The 19,656-nt window shown below is 42.9% G+C and carries 17 protein-coding genes and 1 pseudogene; 4 read left to right on the top strand and 14 right to left on the bottom strand.

Features of this window, described 5'->3' with window-relative positions; all coding sequences use genetic code 11:
* Positions 1–356 (top strand): annotated as a pseudogene (locus GLIP_RS09210) (hypothetical protein); the annotation flags it as partial.
* A gap of 46 nt (positions 357–402) precedes the next feature.
* Here the strand turns inward: GLIP_RS09210 and GLIP_RS09205 are convergent.
* The 8 genes from GLIP_RS09205 to GLIP_RS09170 are packed head-to-tail and all read right to left on the bottom strand — an operon-like array spanning position 403 to position 8,476.
* A complete protein-coding gene (locus GLIP_RS09205) occupies positions 403–1,521 on the bottom strand; it encodes an acyl-CoA dehydrogenase family protein (protein WP_008844341.1) in 1,119 nt (372 codons plus the stop codon).
* Positions 1,518–2,720 carry an acyl-CoA dehydrogenase family protein gene (locus GLIP_RS09200; RefSeq protein WP_008844340.1) on the bottom strand — a complete coding sequence of 401 codons (1,203 nt, stop codon included), beginning with the start codon at positions 2,718–2,720 and terminating at the stop codon, positions 1,518–1,520. The genes GLIP_RS09205 and GLIP_RS09200 overlap by 4 nt, the downstream gene beginning before the upstream one ends.
* A 12-nt stretch (positions 2,721–2,732) precedes the next feature.
* The gene (locus GLIP_RS09195) at positions 2,733–3,902 is read right to left on the bottom strand and encodes an acyl-CoA dehydrogenase family protein (protein ID WP_008844339.1); all 1,170 of its coding nucleotides are present in this window, start codon (positions 3,900–3,902) and stop codon (positions 2,733–2,735) included.
* 10 nt (positions 3,903–3,912) lie between these two features.
* A complete protein-coding gene (locus GLIP_RS09190) occupies positions 3,913–5,088 on the bottom strand; it encodes a lipid-transfer protein (RefSeq protein ID WP_008844338.1) in 1,176 nt (391 codons plus the stop codon).
* A gap of 15 nt (positions 5,089–5,103) precedes the next feature.
* Entirely contained in the window at positions 5,104–5,514 is a 411-nt protein-coding gene (locus GLIP_RS09185) for a MaoC family dehydratase (RefSeq protein ID WP_226992204.1), read from the bottom strand.
* Positions 5,504–6,637, bottom strand: coding sequence for an acyl-CoA dehydrogenase family protein (locus tag GLIP_RS09180; protein ID WP_008844336.1), 1,134 nt, complete (start codon positions 6,635–6,637; stop codon positions 5,504–5,506). Before GLIP_RS09180 ends, GLIP_RS09185 begins: the two co-directional genes overlap by 11 nt.
* On the bottom strand, positions 6,634–7,629 hold the full coding sequence (locus GLIP_RS09175; RefSeq protein WP_008844335.1) for an OB-fold domain-containing protein: 996 nt from the start codon (positions 7,627–7,629) through the stop codon (positions 6,634–6,636). The genes GLIP_RS09180 and GLIP_RS09175 overlap by 4 nt, the downstream gene beginning before the upstream one ends.
* A gap of 52 nt (positions 7,630–7,681) precedes the next feature.
* Positions 7,682–8,476, bottom strand: a complete 795-nt coding sequence (locus tag GLIP_RS09170; RefSeq protein ID WP_008844334.1) for an SDR family oxidoreductase — start codon at positions 8,474–8,476, stop codon at positions 7,682–7,684.
* Between the two features lie 169 nt (positions 8,477–8,645).
* Here GLIP_RS09170 and GLIP_RS09165 point away from each other — a divergent pair, with 169 nt between their 5' ends.
* Complete coding sequence (locus GLIP_RS09165) at positions 8,646–9,431, top strand: enoyl-CoA hydratase (protein WP_008844333.1); 786 nt, start codon at positions 8,646–8,648, stop codon at positions 9,429–9,431.
* A gap of 32 nt (positions 9,432–9,463) precedes the next feature.
* Here the strand turns inward: GLIP_RS09165 and GLIP_RS09160 are convergent, their stop codons facing one another.
* From GLIP_RS09160 to GLIP_RS09140, 5 genes are all read right to left on the bottom strand, one after another.
* Complete coding sequence (locus GLIP_RS09160) at positions 9,464–10,630, bottom strand: MFS transporter (RefSeq protein WP_008844332.1); 1,167 nt, start codon at positions 10,628–10,630, stop codon at positions 9,464–9,466.
* A gap of 281 nt (positions 10,631–10,911) precedes the next feature.
* Positions 10,912–12,066, bottom strand: a complete 1,155-nt coding sequence (locus GLIP_RS09155; protein WP_008844331.1) for a helix-turn-helix transcriptional regulator — start codon at positions 12,064–12,066, stop codon at positions 10,912–10,914.
* Between the two features lie 219 nt (positions 12,067–12,285).
* The gene (locus tag GLIP_RS09150; RefSeq protein ID WP_008844330.1) at positions 12,286–13,347 is read right to left on the bottom strand and encodes an alkene reductase; all 1,062 of its coding nucleotides are present in this window, start codon (positions 13,345–13,347) and stop codon (positions 12,286–12,288) included.
* Positions 13,348–13,359: 12 nt separating this feature from the next.
* Positions 13,360–14,130 carry an SDR family NAD(P)-dependent oxidoreductase gene (locus tag GLIP_RS09145; protein ID WP_008844329.1) on the bottom strand — a complete coding sequence of 257 codons (771 nt, stop codon included), beginning with the start codon at positions 14,128–14,130 and terminating at the stop codon, positions 13,360–13,362.
* A gap of 89 nt (positions 14,131–14,219) precedes the next feature.
* Positions 14,220–15,272 (bottom strand): ferredoxin--NADP reductase, encoded by a 1,053-nt coding sequence (locus GLIP_RS09140; protein WP_008844328.1) that lies wholly within the window; start codon positions 15,270–15,272, stop codon positions 14,220–14,222.
* A gap of 185 nt (positions 15,273–15,457) precedes the next feature.
* On the opposite strand from GLIP_RS09140, the gene GLIP_RS09135 reads away from it, so the two are divergent.
* Positions 15,458–16,210: an SDR family NAD(P)-dependent oxidoreductase gene (locus tag GLIP_RS09135; protein WP_040522523.1), complete on the top strand. Its 753-nt coding sequence runs from the start codon at positions 15,458–15,460 to the stop codon at positions 16,208–16,210.
* On the opposite strand, the gene GLIP_RS09130 is transcribed toward GLIP_RS09135, so the two are convergent.
* Positions 16,178–16,996 (bottom strand): SDR family NAD(P)-dependent oxidoreductase, encoded by an 819-nt coding sequence (locus GLIP_RS09130; RefSeq protein ID WP_008844326.1) that lies wholly within the window; start codon positions 16,994–16,996, stop codon positions 16,178–16,180. The two genes, GLIP_RS09135 and GLIP_RS09130, sit on opposite strands and share 33 nt — an antisense overlap.
* Positions 16,997–17,262: 266 nt before the next feature.
* On the opposite strand from GLIP_RS09130, the gene GLIP_RS09125 reads away from it, so the two are divergent.
* Positions 17,263–19,605: a TonB-dependent receptor gene (locus GLIP_RS09125; RefSeq protein ID WP_008844325.1), complete on the top strand. Its 2,343-nt coding sequence runs from the start codon at positions 17,263–17,265 to the stop codon at positions 19,603–19,605.
* Positions 19,606–19,656 lie beyond the last annotated feature (51 nt).

The following is a 19,656-nucleotide window of genomic DNA, read 5'->3' as shown; positions in this document are numbered from 1 at the left end:
TAAAAGCCGCGGCGTCAAAAGAACCGCAAATTAATTTTAAAGAACTGTATTTCTTAGAAAACGCCAGAAAAATTAGAGCTGCCGTAAAAATACCGCTAGCGTACGTAGGTGGAAGCAAATCACTAGTTAATGCCGAACAGTTAGTGGACGAAGGGTTTGATTGTGTCGTCATGGCGCGTGCGTTAATTCACGACCCTGCATTAGTAAATAAATTCAAAAGTGGCGAGTTAACAAAATCTGGATGCAATAACTGTAACGCTTGCGTCGCTTATATTTATCATCCTGATGGCACTTGGTGCGTTATGAATCCGCCAAACGATCCAGAGCTTAACCGAATAGTTGCATCTGAGTCATAGCAGGGAATAATGGTGCGCAATTTGTAATAAATTGGCGCACCATCGATCACATTTTGTTTTTGAGTTCGCCGTAACGAGCTTGATGAAAATCAGCATCACCTAAACTCATTTGTGCGACACGGATTCGTTTAAGATACAAACCAATATCCAGTTCATCTGTGACACCAATGCCACCATGCATCTGAATAGCCTCTCTGGTAATCAAGTCGGCCGCTTTTGAGACTTGACATTTAGCGAGACTTGCACTCAGACCCAAATCAGACTTTGTATCGTCAGCATTTGAGAGCGCTGCGATAACACATGATTGAGCAAGTTCTAATTCAACGTAGCAGTTTGCTGCTCTGTGCTGCAGGGCCTGAAAGGTTCCAATTTTGACGCCAAATTGCTCACGCGTTTTTAAGTACTCAACCGTCATATCAAAAAGTGCTTTACTCGCACCAAGTATTTCACTGCTTAAGCACAAACGTCCTAAATCGAGCGAATGATTTATTGCATCAATTGAGTCTCCCGGGTTTCCTAATAGAGCATTCACAGGTAAAGTAAGCTCATTAAATGTCAATTCAGCATAGTTGCGAGAATCGACCAAATTGGTGCGTTTGACGATAACATCCTCGCTAAAAGGAACAATGAATAAACTGACACCCTCCTTATGCTTAGCAGACACAACCCAGCCATCAGCGCTCAGGCCATCCATTACCATCACTTTTTTACCGCTTAGGACAAAGCCATCTGCTACATCTACTGCTTCGGTTTGAAAATTAAAAGGCTCATGCCTAGCCTTTTCATCTATCGCTAACGCTAAACGTTTTTCACCGCTAATAATATGGTTTAACCATTCAAGCTGACTATCGTTGGCTAATTGCTCTAAAAGTGAACCACAAAGCACAACAGACGATAACAAAGGAGAAGCCGTAAGATGCTTACCCATACTTTCGAATACTGCACCCAGACCTTTATAGCCAAACTCTAACCCGCCTAGTTTTTCTGGAAAGGTAATGGCAGTCCAGCCAAGCTCTACCATTTGCTGCCAAACGTCGTTGTCGAAATTAAGAGCAGACTTACTATCTCGTAACGTTCTTTGCGCCGCGACAGGGCTTTTAGATAATAGAAACTCTTCAGCGGTATCGGCTAACATTCTATCGTCTTCACTGTATACTAAACTCATGTCTGCGCTCCTTTATTCTCAGGCAGTTGTAATACCCGCTTAGCGATGATATTTAACTGTACTTCTGATGAACCTCCCGCAATAGCTTGTGAAAAGCTATTTAACCAAGCGCGATTAATCGCTTGCTCTTGCTCAGTAAAATTATTGTCTTCCCAACCCAACGCACGGTACCCCATAGCATCGAGTAGAAGCTCAAATTTGATAATTTCTTGCTCTGTATGCACAAGCTTCATAATTGACATTAAGCCAAAGTTATTTATGCCAGCTTGCATTTCTTGAGTTAAGCGTTGTACGGTCAAGTTATAGGCATGCTCTTGCATGTCTGCTTCAACGGCCTTATAAAATAAAGACTGTTCGCTGGGTGTGTGAGGTGCAGGCATATAATCATTGAACAATGACATTAAGTCAAAATGCGTGGGTAATTGAAACTCACCAAACTTTGACATCGCGCTGCGCTCATGCTGCAGCAATTCTTTTGCTAACTGCCATCCGCCATTAAGTTCACCGACAAGATTGTCTTTGGGTACCTTAACGTTATCAAAAAAGACTTCACAAAAAGATGACTTACCGCTTATCAAATGAATAGGGGCCGTTTTTACGCCATCTGAATGCATGTCTAGCAGTAACAAGCTAATACCTTGATGTTTTGGTGCGGCAGGGTCAGTTCGAACTAGCGCATACATAAAATCTGACTTGTCACCATAGGAGGTCCAAATTTTACTCCCATTAACTAAGTAATGATCACCCATATCTTGTGCACTAGTGCGTAGACTTGCCAAATCCGACCCTGCGTTAGGTTCACTAAAACCTTGGCACCATCTTACTTCACCTCTTGCCATTGGCTTTAAAAACTGCTGTTTTTGTTGCTCGGTACCATGTTTTAAAAGTACCGGTCCTAGCATCCAAATGCCTAGATTTATTTGTGGAGGGCGGCATTTAAGCTTACGCATTTCACTTTCTAAAACACTATTTTCTTTAGAGCTTAACCCTGCGCCACCATACTCTTTGGCCCAAGTAGGACAGAACCAGTTCTTATCACGCATACGCTCAAACCAAAGACGCTGATCGTCAAACGTAAAGTTGGGTGTTTTACCGCCCCAAATGAGTTCGCCATCGGGCGTTGGTGTGCGTAGCGATTCAGGACAATTATCCTCTAACCATTCACGAACCTGTATTCTAAACTCTTCCAAATCAACCATGTGAACCTCCTGCTAGCGCACTGCGCGCGGCATACCAATACCAAATTGCGCAACTAATTCCCGCTGTATTTCATTGGTACCGCCACCAAACGTTAGGGTAACTGAAGCTCGCACCTCATACTCAAGTTCACCTAGCAAAAAAGACGCCGCAGAGTCACTTTTGACCATACTGTTTATGCCAACAATGTCTATTAATTTTCGCAAAATATCAATGGCACTCTCTGACCCATACACTTTAGTGATTGAAGCTAGCGCAACATCCATATGCCCCGCTTCTAAATCGGCTGCAATACGAAAGTTAATCAAACGCATTGCTTCTAACTTGGCATAACACTCAGCCAATGCTGAGCGAACCCAGGGATTGTCGGTAGCGCGTTTGCCAAGTTCATCTTGCGTGTTCGCCCATTGATACACTCGTGTAAATAAACTAACCACCTTATCTGACCACGAACCCAAACCTAAACGTTCATGATTAAGCTGCGCAGTAATAAGTTTCCAACCGCTGTTCAATTCACCCACTAACATTTCTTTTGGCACTTTTACATTATCGTAATAAGTAGCAGCAGTGGGGTTAGAGCATGTTGGTATTACGGTGCTACTAAACCCTTCACTTTTGGTATCGAGGATCATAATCGAAATCCCCTTGTGACGCGCAAGTTCTTGATCGGTTCGCGCCGCAAGCCAGATATAGTCGGCAGAATCAGCGCCAGATGTCCATAGCTTGTTGCCATTAACAACAAAGTGATCGCCTTCTAGGGTCGCTTTAGTTTTCAAAGTAGCTAAATCAGAACCCGCATTAGGCTCTGAGTAACCAATCGCAAAATGAATGTCACCACTGGCAATACCCGGTAAGAATTTTTCTTTTTGTAACTCAGTCCCTGATTCCATCAAGGCTGGACCAACAGTACTAATGGTCACGAACGGCAATGGCGCACCTGCAATATTAGCTTCTTCAAAAAAAATCAACTGTTCGGTCGCTTGATAGCCTTGGCCACCATGCTCTTTAGGCCAACCTACCGCAAGCCAACCATCTTTACCCATTTGACGAACAACTTTCCGAAAGTTTTCACCGCCCTCTTCCCCTCTAAGAGATTGACGAAGCTCAGGAGTCATTAATTGTGAAAAATAATCTCGTATTTCTATACGCAGTGCGCGTTGCTCGGGAGTTAAATCAACGAACATCTTCCTCTCCTTATGCTTTTGATAAAATTAAACCACTGGTAGGTACACCGGTACCCGCAGTGACAAGGACGTTTTCGACATTGTCGACCTGATTTACTGAGCTTCCGCGGACTTGCCTTACCGCTTCGGCCACACCATTCATACCATGTATGTAAGCCTCGCCTAACTGTCCACCGTGTGTATTTATGGGTAACTTCCCGCCGCGCGCATGATGCCCCGCACGAATAAACTCTTTTGCTTGTCCGCGAGGAGCAAAGCCAAATTCCTCTAACTGCGGCAAGACGAAAGGCGTAAAGTGGTCATAAATAATCGCAGTTTGAAAATCTTCAGGCCCTAAACCAGACTGAGCATAAAGCTCTTTAGCCACCACTCCCATTTCAGGCAAACCAGTAATATCCTCTCGATAATATGAAGTCATGATTTGCTGACCTTGTGAAATCCCTTGCGAACCAGCCTTAATCGTTACCGGCTTCTGTTGTAAGTCTTTTGCGCGGTCGCTACTAGTAATTATCATCGCAACGGCCCCATCTGACTCTTGGCAACAATCGAGTAAGTGAAGAGGTTCGCAAATCCACTTAGACGATTGATGATCAGCTAGTGTTATTGGCTTTTCATAAAAGAAAGCAGCGGGATTAGTCGAAGCAAAATCTCGGGCAGCTACCGCAATTTTGCCAAAATCCTCAGAAGTTGCTCCATACTCATGCATATAGCGCTGTGCAAACATACCGACCCAACTGGCAGGCGTATGAAAACCGTGGGGCATATACCAACCATAGTTAGTGTTTTCAAAAATAGGGGTAGAGCCAAAACCATATGAGCCGGTACCAAATCGATACCATGAGCGCTCGTTCATCGCCCGATAAACAACGACTGTTTTACAAACGCCTGTTGCAACTGCCATGGCTGCATGCATGATGGGTGCGCAAGCGGCGCCCCCACCGTGGGGAATTTGAGAAAAGAACTTTACATCTTTGCAGCCTAGTAACCGAGCTATTTCATACTCTGGTACTTTATCGACCGAGTAGCTGCTAAAACCGTCGACTTCACTGGGATCAATGCCAGCATCTTTTAGTGCATCAAGTGTGGCTTCCATCGCTAGACGAAGCTCTGTTCGACCAGAGTTTTTGGAAAACTCGGTGGCACCTAGGCCGACAATGGCGGCCTTGCCGCTAATAGAATCATTCATTTGTGTCTCCTAAGCTTAAGGCAGTGCAATAAGCACGGTGCCAGTAACATGGGTTCCGTACTGATTTTGACCTGCTAGCCCTACTTCAACTGTCTTGTTTTGTGCATCAGTTGCTGTGATTTCACCTTTAAAGGTCATCGTATCCCCGGGATAGTTCGGCATGCCCAACTTTATTTTTATATCTTTGAATATACTGTCAGGGCCGCTCCATTTTTCTACAAAAGCTTGTACTAGACCGTTAGTCGTTAGAATATTCATAAATATATGCGGAGAGCCAAGTTCGATAGCAGCGTCTTTGTCGTGATGGCCCGGAAAGAAATCACGCGTTGCAATGGCGCCACTAGTAATGAGCGCTACTGTTATTGGGATAGCTTGCTTGGGTAGTTTGTCGCCTACCTGAACGTCTTTAAATTGTTTAGTTTGCATAGTTTTCATCCAGGTCATATTTCCACCCAAGTTTGTCGTTTACACGCAATACTTCGCCAAGCTTTGCCAATAGTGCAGGGCTACCGCCTAAATTTAGACTGATCGCCCTGCTCCAGTACAAATACCTGAAGATGATATAACTCACATCAACACCAAACCCGCCATGAACGTGCTGCGCTGCATGACCTATTTTATGTCCAGCATCGCATGCATGCCATGCCGTTGCATAAGCCTCGTGCTCACAAGGTAAGTCGTTATCAAGCCGATAACATAACTGCCATAAATTGCTGCGAAGGGCCTCTAGTGCAATTTTGGTATCTGCCATGGTCATTTGCACTGCTTGAAAAGTGCCTATCGCACGCCCAAATTGCTTGCGTTCGCTCACATATTCGACAGTTTTAGTAATTTGAGCTTCGCTTACGCCCACTTGCAGCGCGGCTAAAGATGCGAAAATTCGCGGTAGTATCCAATTATGAGCCTCTGTCGCTAACACTGCTGCATTATCAATTTCCACCTTATCAAGCATAACGTCCGCAACGTCTTCACCTTGCGTCATTTGTCCGGTGGTTAAGGTGAGACCTTTCGTTGTAGTATCAACTAATGCCCATCTAGTCTCGTTATTAAGCGAGAAAGAGAGCAATAAAAAATTAGCTTTATCTGCATTGGCAACTGCCTGCACTACTCCGCTTAGGCTCACGCCATCGTCAGACTCGATTGCGATTACCCCTGAACCTTCTGCTGTGTTGTTTAAGTTATAGCCTATCGTAAGCAAGTTGTTACCCTGAGCAGCGTCCTTCACTATTTCTGTGTGAGATTCGACGGCAAACTTTGCAATAGCGGCTGCAGCCACTTGGTGACGCCAAATTGGCACTTGAGCAAGTGAGCCTCCTTGGGCCTGAAGCACTAAGCTCAACTCCATCATACCCAAGTCAATACCGCCATTCGCTTCGGGTATAATCACGCTGTGTAAGCCAGTTTCTATGGAAGCAAGCCATAAGTCTGACATTGTACCCTGCCCAGACTCATCATAATCGCGTAAATACTGGTCTGTACAAGTATCTGTAAATAAACTTTTCGCCATATCGGCGATCGCAAGTTGCTCTTCACTTAAATTAAAATTCATGATGACTCCTTTGTTGAAACCAGTCTAAACTGTGGCAAGGTTAACTCCCCTTCATAAGTATGAAACTCAACTTCTACTGCTTCACCAATTTTAGGAGACACGTCCTCTTCAACCCCGATTAGACCTGCCGCGATACGCACACCTTCTTCAAGCTCGATTAAACCGATAGGATTGGGATTATCGAATGGTGGAACGTGCGGATGATGCATTACAACAAACGAGTACAACTCTCCTTTTCCACTAGCCAACTTATAATCCAGTTCAAAAGAATGACAATGCATACAAACGGGGGCAGGAGGATGTTGTAATTTCTCGCAATGTTTACATTGTTGAATACGCAGTTCCTTAGCGTCACAGCCTTCCCAAAAAAACCGATTATCGTCGCTAATGCCTGGCTTTGGTCGCAGCATTTTAGGGGCTGCGTTATCTGAGCCTGCAGGTTTAGCTTTTTCAGGTGGATTGGCTGGTTTAAATTTAATAACACGAAATAGCATCTCGCCCACTTTTTCGTCATCTTTCCCATCACCCGTTTCAGAAAGGAAAACCATTTTCAAGGTGACAAAAAATCCGGTACCCAATGCGGTTGTTTTTTCCTCACTAATATCGTCAAACACAGTTGTGTAGTAAAGTCTTTCACCAATGCCGATGTAGCGATCAAAATGTAAATCACAGTTGACCGCAACTACCGCAGGATAGCCTTGAGCTTCAAGTAACTTTAAAACGCCATAGGGATTATCAGTTGTGGAACCTGGCGCCAACTCGTCATGAAAACCAGCAAGGCACCATGCTTGAAGCATGGCTGGCGGAGCAACGAGTTGTCCATGCTGACTTTTTGCGGCGTAGTCGGCATCGGTATAAATGGGATTATCTACCCCCATGACTTCACACCACTGCCTGACCATTGCTTCATTGACTTTATCCCATGCGTAAATACGGCCATATTGATGCCCTACCATTGCGTCGATTTCTGCAAACCATTCATATTTAGCCAAGGCTTGTCTCCTACATTTATTAAAATGAATTTTTTCTATTGAGTATGATTAGCTAGTTATTCTCATTAGCATTTAAAAAGGCAGGCATTTCTCCACCGCCGTTCAACAACAAATTACAGCCACTGGAATAACTAGCTTGCGCAGATGCCAAAAACAGACATGCGTTTGCGATATCTTCTGGCACGGCCATTCGACCTGCAGGTATCGTCGCGCTTACTTTTGCAATACCAGCATCGTCACCATAATGAAGGTGTGAACTTTCGGTTTTGACTAAACCAGGGCTTAGCGCCACCACACGTACTTTCGGTGCCCACTCTACGGCCAATGTTTTAACTAATGATAAAATGCCAGCTTTTGCTGCGCCATAAGCTGCTGTACCCGGAGACGCGCGCATCGCGCTTATACTGCCAATAAAAATAATCGTGCCGCCATTTTTTTGCAGAATGTAATTAGCTTGTTGGGCAACGTTTAGTGGCGCTATTAAATTTAACTTAATAATTGATTCATGGAAGCGAGGAGAAGCTTTATCAGCTAATGCGAAAGGACTTCCTCCAGCGTTATTCACTAACACATCGAGGCGACCAAATTTTTCTTCGATAGTTTTAAACAGGCTAGCTGTGCTATCGGTATCTTTTACATCAGCCTTTATAAAGTGCGCTTTTTTTGGAATGCCATTAACTAGCGCTTGAGGTGTAGTTTCTGGCTCTTTGCGCCCGCATACAATTACTTCAGCGCCTGCTGTCAAAAATCCGACTGCGATACCAAACCCAATCCCCTTAGTACCGCCTGTGACAAGCACAACTTGCCCCTGATAATTCTGCTCTAAGTGAGCTTTGTTGTCTGACATAGCACGACCCTGTAGTATTATTATATTGTGTATTTTACATTGAGGTCTAGCAAACCAACTTCGTCTGTATGGACGATGTTTATGTTTAGCACACAAAGCGACAATGAACTCATCACAAAGTGTACATAATACTTGCCTATAAAAACTTGCCGAGGCCATGGAGATACCAATGTCGACAAAAGAAGAAACCACCGTTTTATTGAGCCATCCTGAAGACGGCGTTGCTGAATTACGATTAAATAGGCCGCAAGCAACAAATGCATTGAGCTTAGAGTTGCAAACAACCTTATCTGAACATTTTAGTAAACTAAGCAACGACTCAAGGGTACGCTGTATTTTATTAACGGGTGGCGACAAGGTCTTTGCCGCGGGCGGCGACATTACAGGGCTCATTGACGCGGATCCTATTGAAATATACAAACGACACACTGAACGTTTATGGGCACCAATTGAGCAATGCCCTAAGCCAGTGGTTGTTGCAGTTTGTGGATATGCTTATGGTGGTGGATGTGAATTGGCTATGTTAGGTGACATTATTGTTGCAGGAAAAAGCGCGAGTTTTTGTCAGCCCGAAATCGCAATAGGAATTATGCCGGGCATCGGCGGTACTCAACGCTTAGTAAGAGCAATAGGCAAAGCGAAAGCCATGCAAATGGCCTTAACCGGAAAGCCAATCAGTGCGAATGATGCGTGGGTAGCGGGTTTAGTTAGTGAGTTATGTGAGGATAACGAAGTCCACGACCAAGCGATGGCTATTTGTAAGCGGATTGCAAGAATGCCGCCATTAGCCGCAGAGCAAATCAAAGAAGTGATATTAGCGGGAATGGACGCTTCTCTCGCGAGTGCTATGGCGCTGGAGCGTAAAGCCAATGCGCTCTTGTTTGCATCAAGCGATCAGCGCGAAGGAATGCAAGCGTTTTTAGATAAACGACATGCTAAATTTGAAGGAAAATAAACACTTAGTCACACGACGAGACCGAGAAAATTTCAATCATTCAATAGCTTATTTTGCTTAAATGCTAAAGGCCCTATAAATAAAGTAACCGCTACTAGTGTTGTTGCAAATGCCAAACTCAGAATGCTTATGTAGCTTGTAGTAACTAACCAGCCCCCCAATGCGGGGCCTATCGTGGCACTTAAGCCAAAAGCGGCAGGCACTAACATTATTGCTCGTCCTTGTGCGTCAAACCTTGCAATAGCAGCTGTTTTAAATACACAACCCCATGTAAATGCTACTTCCCAAATCCAAGTTCCCATGGAAAATAACAAAAATTGATGATCACCTTTTGTGAACGACATCCAAATCAAATATAAACCAATAGACAATACAAACAATACAATTAGATAAGGTGTTTGAAATCCTAAACGGCTTCCCACTAATGCAACAGAAAAAGCCGCTACACCACCGAGTAGCTTTAATACCGCGAAAATAATTCCTATTTCAGAAGGCGCTAGTTCAATGGTGTTACCTATACGTTCTAAAAAGGCCCAAAGGGCTATGTTGCCTGTTGCAAAGATTAAAAAGACAGCCAGCGCAAACCACGCATTAGGGGGAATTTTTAATTGAGATAAGAGAGAGTTGTCTTGTGTTTTAAGATGCGCGTTATGTGGCAGGCCAAACACACTTAAACTCAAAACTAAAATGATGAGCGATAAACTAATGGCAGCGCCAGCATAACCATAGTGAATAATGACTAGCGCTGGTAATACAAACAATACAACTGCTGTTACGCCCAATTCAATGCCTTGGCGCACTCCAAGTGCTTGCTCTTTATTTTGCATTTGTCCAATTATCCGCAAACCTAGGCACGTCATCAAAGCAGCAAAAAAGCCAATGAATACCCAAAATAAAGTTTGCCACTTAGCGTCAGAAAATGATGAGAGAAGCAATAAAACGACTGACAATGCTGAGCAAAAAATGGTGAGCTTTCGTAAACAAAACCTTGGAATTATAAAAACTGATGAAAGTGTACCAGTCAAATAGCCAGCGAAGCATAAGGAGCCAAGCAAACCAATGGTTTGCGTGTCAAAACCGAAAGTATCTGCTAACGAGCCTAACAAAATAGGTAAAGCGTTGAATGGCAAGCCCCCAATAGTAGATGCGAAACTTGCAGCTAATATAATGGCTGCAGTACTTTTGGTTGCAGTATTCATGTAGACCTTGATCTTTTACCTATGCCTGAATGGTGGCATTTCGATGATTTGAAGGTGGTTAACTTATGCGTTGCTACGCAAAATTAACTAATATAACGCAAGAATGGTTGAAGAAGCGATTTTACACATGCTTCAGATGGACTATGCTTTGCATTTTTTAAAAAGAAGATATGGATTAAGGGTAATCATTGGCCCTCAAACCATTGCTTGAAAGCACGATTCGATAGGCCTTAAAAAAATGAGATAACAGGGATAAATTTACAAGTGTGTTAATTAGAATTTTACTGCAAATCAGCGGCTTCATCATAGCCTAGGGCAGCAACACTATTTAGAAACAACCTAACTAACTCTGTCTGCCTACGAACGCCTGTTTTAGAAAATATAGAACGCAAATGCGCTCTGGCAGTATTTCTACGAATATTTAATGCTTCTGCTGACTCCTCTAGCGACAAACCGTTAATTAGCTGCAGAGTAAGCGCCGTCTCTGCTGGCGTTAATCCAAACAATTTTTTAGAAATATCGATACTTGTCATTGACTTACCAACGGCATCTCTAATATATATGACGGCTCTTTTTTGATTTTTGCCATCCGCCCATTCTAAAGTAGGAATCACCTCAATAACCAAGCCCAACGCGATTTCTCCAGAGGGACGAGAAACAGACATTGCCTCTGGCATCGCTTTTTTCTCTTCAGCATGTTCAAAAGCAGTTTTTATTAAACGCTTAAGCTCCCTATTATCACTATGATGCTGAGCGACCAACTTGCCTCCTGAAATCTTAAGCCCATCGGCAGCATCTAAAATCTGACTGGCAAACATATTTTTATCTAGCACTTGCCCTGTATCATTAATAGTGATTGTGGCAATAGAAAGGCGTCCAATTGCGTTAGAGTATAAAGAACCCAAAGATGCACTACTGTATAGGTGTAAAAAGGTCGTAATTGAGCGGCGAAAGTGTGGGATTAGCATCTCGCATAAAGCTTTGTCAGCACTAGAAAAGTTATCTAAGGATTCTTCCCTTGTCACTCTTAAACGTAAGTTACCGTGATTTTCCGTGCTAATGTCCACACTCATCACATGAAAAACGTCATTTACCGCACACCAATGCTGTCTGTAGGAACTCTCCTGCCATTCAACTTCAGACATAAAGTCGTCAACCGTGAACACCTTATCAGGCGCTTGATCAGTAAAAGGGGTTAATTTGTATTGATACGGTAAATTTTGAACACTGTGTTCACGCGATATATTTTTACCGACTGCGACCATTAAGCCCAAGTCGTCTTCTTCCGGTAGCTTTAAAATGAGCGTCACGTAGTTTGCTGCAAACGCTTCTTGGAGAATTTTAAGCGGTTGAGTCCAACTTTCAGATGTAGCGTCTGTTGCTGCTTCATATAATAAATTGATAAATTCATTGTATTGTTCTATGCCAATATTCATTGTGCGGTCCTTTATTAGCCGTTTGTTTAGCTAAGTATTTTTATTATTTATCTGTCGTACAGCGACAAACTCACACTATGTTAAGAATTTAACATAAATTTTTACAAAAAATTAGCTTAGCTTCCACTAAAGTAGTGCTTTTTGTGGAAGCTAGATGAAATGTTAAACAATAAAAGGCAACAAGGAGGGTTTTGAACAAACCGAAGACTATTACAATACCTACACGTAATCAGAATAGCCGGTTGCACCCGCGGTATAGAGTGTTTTGCGATCAAACTTCATTGGGGGTTTATCATCAATAATACGTTGAACATAATCTGGGTTAGCAATGAAATGTCGAGCAAACGAAACAGCGTCTGCATGCCCATCCAATATAGTCTGTGACGCTAAGCTGGCGTCAAAACTATCATTTAATATTAGCGAACCTTGGTACGAATCTCTACCCATTTGGAACGCATTTATTGAGTCATCTGGCGCCCGCATCATGTGCAAGTAACCCATGTTGATAGATGCCAAAGCATCAAGTAAAGCTTGATGACTCTGTTCGGGATTTTCGTCATTGGTATCGTTAAATCTATTTCCAGGGTTCATTCTTAAGCCAACACGCCCCTCTCCAAATATATCTGCCATCGCAAATATACATTGCGCAGCAAATTTTGCTCTATTTTTTGCGCTCCCTCCAAATTCATCGGTACGCTGGTTGGTATCGGAGCACAAAAACTGCATGGGCAAATAGCCACTCGTGCAGTGCAGTTCAACCCCATCAAACCCTGCCTCAAGCGCATTGGCAGCTGCTTGTCGGTGTTCATCAATAACCTGCCAAACTTGTCGAGTACTTAGCTCTTCGGGCACGTCATATGGTTGCATTCCTGCACTGTCGGTGTGCACTTCACCATTCGCTTTAATAGCAGACGGCGCGACTGTGGGTACTCCTTTGCCTTTAATATGGTGAGAGCCGATACGACCAGCATGCATAATTTGTAAAACTATTTTACCTCCTGCTTGATGAACAGAATCTGTGATTGCTTTCCAAGCTTTAATATGTGCGGTGGTTTCAATCCCCGGTTGACGGTTGTACGCTTGTCCTGCAGCAACGGGCCAGGTACCTTCGGCAATAATTAATCCGGCGCTAGCGCGCTGACTATAATAGTCTCGCATAATATCGTTGGGTGTGCCGTCTGCGTCCGCGCGGTTGCGGGTCATTGGCGCCATAATCACTCTATTTGCCACCTCGATGTCGCCTATTTTACCCGCCTGAAGTAAAGCCTCGTATTTAGCCATAATAATAATATCCTAGTCTAACGCGGTTACAAGCACGCAGGCTCGACCACCATCAACGGGTAAACAAGCACCTGTAATGTATGAAGCGTCATCGCTCGCTAAAAACGCAATAGCACTTGCAAGTTCGTCGCTTCGACCGACTCGTCCCATCGGAATTAAACGGTTTGTGCTATTTCGCATGTTTTCATCACTGAGCATACCTGCAGTAGCGGGCGTCTCTACAACTGCTGGCACAACTACATTTATTCGAATATTATCCTTTGCACCTTCTGCAGCGGCTGCTCGTGAAAAATTTACGACCGCCGCTTTAGATGCGCTATATCCTGACATAAGGGGCGTGCCTAATTCGCCACAAATGGAAGAAACATTTACAATAGCACCGCCTTGCGACTGCATGAGTTTCATAGCTGTTCGTGTTCCCCAAAAAGTGCCATCGACAGACGTTTTAAAATTGCTATGCCAGTCTTCGGTTGTCATGTCTGTTATGCCACCATATGAGAAAGCCATGGCATTATTCACTAAAATATCTAATCGACCATACTTTTCTGCAGCCTCTTCTAAAGCATTTACAAACTGACTTTCATTACTCACATCTGCTACAACTGCATGGGCATTGCCACCGCTGTCAGAAATAGACTTAACAACTCTATCTAAAAGCTCTGAGCGGCGACCGCAAATAACCACTGTGGCTCCTTCATCAGCTAAACGTCTTGCTGTCGCTTCACCAATTCCACTGCCACCACCTGTAATGAAGGCAACTTTATTTGTAAATCTAGCTTGCATGAGTATCTCCTTTTAATTTGTAGTAATCGCCATCTGCTGATCGGTACGCACGTTTATGAGGCGCCAACTGGCTTAAACAATTAAGGCCATTAGGCATATTTTAATTTTAGCGTTTGAGTAAGTGGCACCGCCTGACAGCTCAAGGTCAACTTGTTAGCCAAGTCCCGTTCATCTAACACATCATTACTTTTAAGCATCACGTCCCCCTCAATTACCTCACACATACATGATGCACACATACCTTCTCTGCATGAATAAGGAAGTTCAATACCGACAGCCTCTGCTGCATCAAGAACAGTTTGACCCGACTCGCATGCAATAACATGATTAACGCCATCAATTTCAAGATTAACGGTAGATGCTGGCGAAACCGATGATTCAGAGATGTGTTCTTTAGTTTCTGTGTCGTTCAATGGCACCGCATGTTCATTGTTCTTGGGTTTGGCAATAACAAATCTTTCGATATGGATGTTAGTGTCAGGAATACCTATTTGCTTTAGAGATGTTTCCATCGCGTCCATAAAAGGGCCTGGGCCGCAAATAAACGCACGACACTTTTGCATCCCGTTAGCAATTGAAGCCAACAAACGAGAAGACGGTATACCTTGTAAGGAATCCAAAAGATGAATAACTTCTAAGCGCTCAGGATAAGCTGCGCAAAGGTCTTTAATCGTATTTCTAAAAATTACGGAAGACTCATCTCGGTTCGCGTAGATTAACCTTACATTGCCTGAACCCTTACTTAAGACAAGTCTGAGGATAGATAATACGGGCGTTATACCGCTCCCCCCAGCACATAATAGATGATCTTCATTTAGGTCTTTGGTAACGAACAAGCCAGCGGGTTGCAAAACATCGATTTCACTGCCTGCATTGAGGTTATCGCATATCCAATTTGACCCTCTGCCATCAAGCACTCGCTTTACTGTGACTCTTAAAAAGTCATCGAGGCCTTGTGTGCTCGACATAGAATAGCAGCGTTGCAATTGTGCGCCTTCATAAGGAAATTTAATGGTAATAAATTGACCCGATTTATATGCAAATTTTTCTTTTAAATTTGGGGGGATTTTGAACAGTATTGATTGAGCATCAGGTGTTTCTTGCACAACTTCCGACACAGTTAGCCGATGATAACGAGTCATGTCGACTCCTCCATTAGATCGCAATTCGCATCCAACGCAAAAGTTCGACGATGCAACCTACGACAAAATACTTATAGTATTAAGAGTTTCACATATCACAAAATAGCTTCATCGTTTATATGGACTAAGCACGAAATCTAATAATCGTAGATATTATGAAAGCAAAACGAAATTTAGAGGTCGATATGCGAAAGTTTAAGAACAAAGCGATATTTATCACTGGCGCAGCGTCAGGTATTGGAAAAGAGACCGCTCTTTTGTTTGCCAAAAAGGGAGCTATTCTCACTTTATGTGACATAAATGATGAAGGTTTGGCACGAACAGTTGAAGCCTGCAAGACTCACACGAGCGACGTCATGTCCTTACAACTTGATGTATCAGACTATGAATCTTGCAAAACTGCAGTAGAAAAGTCACTCTCTCAACATGGTAAACTTGACGTGTTGTGTAATATTGCAGGCATTGTCAAACTGCATCATTTCACTGAACTTGCGCCGAACGATTGGCTGAAAATGATGAATATAAATGTATCTAGCGTATTTTATTTATCGCAATTGGCAATGCCGCATTTAATTAATACACAAGGAAATATTGTCAATGTTGCTTCGTCTGCCGGTATGGTTGGCCAAGCATATACATCGGCATATTGCGCAACAAAAGCTGCTGTTGTTAATTTATCTAAATCACTTGCAATTGAATACTCAGCGCAATCGGTTCGGGTTAACGCCATATGTCCAGGCAACGTAAAAACACCTCTGTCAGCAAACTTAACCTTTCCAAAAGACATAGATAAACGTTTATTGAGTAAAATGTTCCCGCTTCTCGATGCAGCAGAGGCTTCAGAAATAGCATCAGCGGTTGCCTATCTTGCCTCCGATGATGCACGCTTTATAACTGGAACAGCCTTAGTTATTGACGGCGGACAAACTGCTGGATAAACGTTGCGCATCTATCGTTTTATGCTGTAAATCGACGCCTGCGTGTTGGGCAATCCATAGCAGTAAGTCTGCCACATCTGAGGGTAGAGCAACCGATTGGCCAAGCTTTTTAATATCTTGCTCAGATATCGTTGCTCGCAAAGTTTCAGTATTAACGATCCCAGGATTGACTGTGAATGCGCGAACCCCTTCATGACCATGCTCTATATTTATGATACCTGACAACCTTGATACTGCGGCTTTGCCAGCGCCGTATGCGTAACCCCAGCCTCCATCCGCCGCAGCAACGGGTGGGTTTATCTCTCCGGCGCCCGACGTAATATTAATGATACAACCACTCCCCTTTTGCACCATTGAAGGAATGACGGCTTGAGTAATTTGCAATGGAGCATAGAAATAAGCTTTTGCTACTTTTTCTAGCGTTTCTGAGGTTAAAGACAATAAAGAATCATTTAACGTAGGCCCCTGATAAATAGCATTATTAATCAGTACATCAACCCCACCAAATTGATTGAAAACCTGAACAATCGCATCGTTAACTGATTGACTGCTTAATAAGTCCATTCTTATTGCAAGTATATCAACGCCAGTTTTTTCAATGAGCTTTGCTGTTTCGACTAAACTGCCCTCGGCGTAACTATTGTTTGTAATTTTATGCTTAACAGAATCAGTGTTATCAAACTCACGCGCAGTAATCGCTATATTATAACCTGCGGCTGCAAACGCTAAGGCAGTTGCTCGACCTATTCCTCTGCTTGCCCCAGTGATAAGCGCTATTTTAGACATTTATACTTTCCTTTTTACCTCATTATATGAATATCAAGTATTCACACATCGTCTGTACAGACCAATATATTGGACAAAGTTATCAGGCTCGGCTGACGAAACAGATATATTCTTGCGTGTGTTTCATTTTAACTAGTCCAAATAGACGTTTCTGGAATTATTCATTTATACAAATATCGTCACAAGATATTTACAAAATAGTAACTTCCGCCATAAGATGCAGCGTTTTGACCTAGCTTATGGACCGCGCACACTAGGAGATATAAATGAATAAAAACAATTCGAAAACTACTACTAACATGTTAATAAAACCCTTAGCATTTTCAATCACCTGCGCGCTATCTGGGCAGGCATTTGCAACACAAGAGCAAACAGAAATACAACAAGATACAAAAGAAACTAGTGTTGAACGAATCGTTGTTACCGCGCAAAAAAGAGTAACGCCTCTTCAAGAAACGCCTATCGCTATAACTGCCTTTAACAGCGACACCATTGAAAAATTAGGCGTTGAAGATGTTTCTGATTTGAACAATTTAGCGCCAAACACGCTAATTGTCGCGCCCATTGGAAGTTCATATAATGTTGGCGTAAATATCCGTGGACTGGGAACGGCATCTCCATCTTTAGCGATAGACCCGAAAGTTGGTATTTATATCGATGGCGTATATATGGCGCGAAATGTTGGTGCAATATTGAATATCATCGATTTAGAAAGAGTAGAAGTTTTGCGCGGACCACAAGGCACATTGTGGGGTAAAAATACTACCGGTGGTGCAATTAGCATGATCACCAAAGGGCCATCTGAAGACTTTGAATTTAGGCAACGATTTACCGTTGGTAACTTTGGCCTTAAATCGTCACTTACATCGATTGATACAGGCGAGTACAACGGCTTCTCTGGCAAATTTACTTATCTCAAAAGCGACGAAGATGGTTGGGCAACTAATACATTCGCGGGTGCAAAAGAAAAAGACTTAGGTGCTAAAGAAACTGATGCGTATCGATTAGCCCTGCAATACCAAGGTGATGACTTTTCAGTCAACTATGCTTACGACAACACAGACGGAAAAGCAGTGTCTATTCCAGTTCAAGTCAGTAATGTTCGAGAAACTTTTACAGACCCAACAGTACCAACCCTTCATATGGGGACAGGTGTGTTTTATGGTGGTAATGTTTTCGCGCAGATGGCCGCCAATGAATTCAGAGGTGGTAGACAAGAAGAGTTTGAACTCGATGGTCACGGTGCAGAATTTATAGAGATTTCAGGACACACATTAAATGTTGAATGGGATTTTGCAGAAAATCATACGATAAGATCGATTACCTCATATAGAGACTATTATTCAGACATACCAGACGGTGTAGACTCGGATGGTGGTGCGTACTTTGGCGCAGAGTTGGATGACACTTTTCAACCTACGGGTAACTTCGCCCCTATTCCTGCTTTTCATTTTTCAAACGTAAAGTCTCAAGAGCAAACTTCTCAAGAGTTTCAATTTTTAGGAAGCTTTTTGGACGGTCAGCTTAGCTACGTGGCCGGTTATTTTTACTTCAGTGAAGAGGGAGAAGAAAATAACCCTTGGGAGATAAGTATATTTACCGGACAAGGTGCTAATCTGTTCTTTGCCCCCCCACTTGGTTGGGGTGGATTCTATAAGTCAACTTCAGACTCCGAGGCAATATTTGCACAATTGGATTATAGCGTCACTGACAAACTAAGTCTCATTTTGGGTGTTAGGCATACAAAAGATGAGAAATCACTCACTCAGTTAGCTGCGCCCGACCCAATGCTTCGCAATGACTTATTCGCAGAAGAGGACTGGAGTAAAACAGTGGGCTCGGTGATTGCCAACTATGTCATGGATCAAAATACGACCTTTTATGCATCCGTAACGCAGGGTTATGCAGCAGGTGTTTTTAATCCCGGTACCGTAGATAGATTTGCATTTTTAAACCCAGCAAATATGGGTCAAGCCAATTTCGATGGAAGTTTGATTCCAGGGAACCCTGAAGATACCACCGCATATGAAGTTGGCTCTAAAATGTTTTTATTGGACGATCGTTTAATGCTCAATACTGCGATATTCTATAACGATAATACCAATTTATTAGTAACAGTATTTGACGGTTCTATTCAGCGTGCACTTAACTCTGGCGAATCAGAAACCTTGGGCTTTGAAATAGACGCACAATTTGCCGTTACACCTGAATTGCTTATAACCGGTAATTACGGTTATCGCGATACAGAATATTCCCTCGATGAATTTACAGACGTTGATGTTTATTCAGCTACCTTAGGGTTTGACTGGGCATTAGCCGAGTTCGATTTTGGCTCATTAAATTTAAACGTTAATTACGTAATGAACGATGACAATCAATTCAATAATAATGATCCTACGCTTGTGGGTGAAGCCTATGATCTACTAAACGCACGCCTTACGTTATCTGATATTGAAATAGGTGAGCGTTCTAGTTTAAAAGTCGCGATTTGGGGTCGTAATATCACTGATGAAGAATATGTGATTCACGGCGCTAACTTTGGCTTCTTTGATGCTCAAGTATACGGTGCGCCTGCAAGCTATGGAATTGATGTAAGCTTCAACTATTAGATTTGAGAAATTTTAATTTGGTAACAAGGCTTTAGTATCCATATTAAAGCC

The sequence above is a fragment of the Aliiglaciecola lipolytica E3 genome, assembly GCF_000314975.1.
Lineage (GTDB): Bacteria > Pseudomonadota > Gammaproteobacteria > Enterobacterales > Alteromonadaceae > Aliiglaciecola > Aliiglaciecola lipolytica.
This window is presented reverse-complemented; position numbering and strand designations above follow the sequence as displayed.